Source organism: Falsiroseomonas sp. RANM36, assembly GCF_056682175.1.
Genome location: NZ_JBWXTD010000008.1, coordinates 104,495 through 105,432, shown reverse-complemented (window position 1 = coordinate 105,432; position 938 = coordinate 104,495). Strand labels below are relative to the sequence as shown.

Sequence of the window (938 nt, the reverse complement as noted above, 5' to 3'; positions counted from 1 at the left end):
GGGGGGGGGGGGGGGGGGGGGGGGGGGGGGGGGGGGGGGGGGGGGGGGGGGGGGGGGGGGGGGTCGCGGCGCGGGGGGGGGGGCGGCGCGCCGCCGCGGCGGCGCATTTCGCCGACCAGCAGATGCTGCAGATCATGCGCTACGATCCGGAGTAGGCCCGGAGTAGGCGCGCGCCGACGCCTCCGCTATCCGTCGGCCTGCCCGCCCGAAGGAGACGCGGATGCGCCGCCCCGCCGTCCTGCTGATCGCCCCGCTCCTCTCCGCGTTGCTTGGCGCATGCGCCGAGATGCGCCAGCCGCCGGAGGTCGCGCGCATCCCGCCGGGGCGCGGCGTGCCGCGCGCCGCTCCGGTGCCGACGATGGTTGCGGAAGCGGCAGCGGCCCTGGCGGATGGCGGCGCTTCGCTGAACGGCCGCCCGGCGGAGGCGGCGCGGACCATCGGGCAGATGGAGCTGATCGCCGAGGCGTTCCGGCGAAACCCGCGCTGGGCGCCGGTCTCGTCCGCCACGATCACCGAGCTGCGCACCGCCCGCACCGAATGGCGCCAGGCGATCGGCATCCCCGAGGAGGCCGCGCCCGATGCGGTGGCCCTGGCGCTCGGCCAGGCCTCGCTGGCGCTCCGGGAGAACGACACGGCGCTGGCGGCGGCGGCGCTGGCGCCCGATGCCTTCATCCCCGGCGGCGCCCCGGCGATCGCCCGCCGCGCCGCGCCGGGCCCGATGCCGCAGGCGCGCATTGCCAGCGCCATGGCGCGGGACGAGGTGGCGCGGATGGCGCGGATGCAACTCGGCGGGGTGACGGGCGCGCTCGACCCGGACGCGCCCTTCCTGAACTCGCTGACCGGGGCGCAGATCCCAGGGGTTCAGCGCTGAGTGCGCGGGGGGGGGGGGGGGGGGGGGCCCCCCCCCGGGGGAAAGGGGGCCCCCCCCCCCCCCCCCC

General features: G+C 80.0%; 1 protein-coding gene. It reads left to right on the top strand.

All coding sequences use genetic code 11. The annotated features are described in order from the left end of the window. Positions 1-220 precede the first annotated feature (220 nt). Positions 221-871 carry a hypothetical protein gene (locus tag AC1MIR_RS26165; RefSeq protein ID WP_480031110.1) on the top strand — a complete coding sequence of 217 codons (651 nt, stop codon included), beginning with the start codon at positions 221-223 and terminating at the stop codon, positions 869-871. Positions 872-938: the final 67 nt, after the last annotated feature.

What these genes read in the sequence shown, in the direction of transcription:
- AC1MIR_RS26165 (WP_480031110.1), top strand. Translation starts at nt 221, where the DNA reads ATGCGCCGCCCCGCCGTCCTGCTGATCGCCCCGCTCCTCTCCGCGTTG.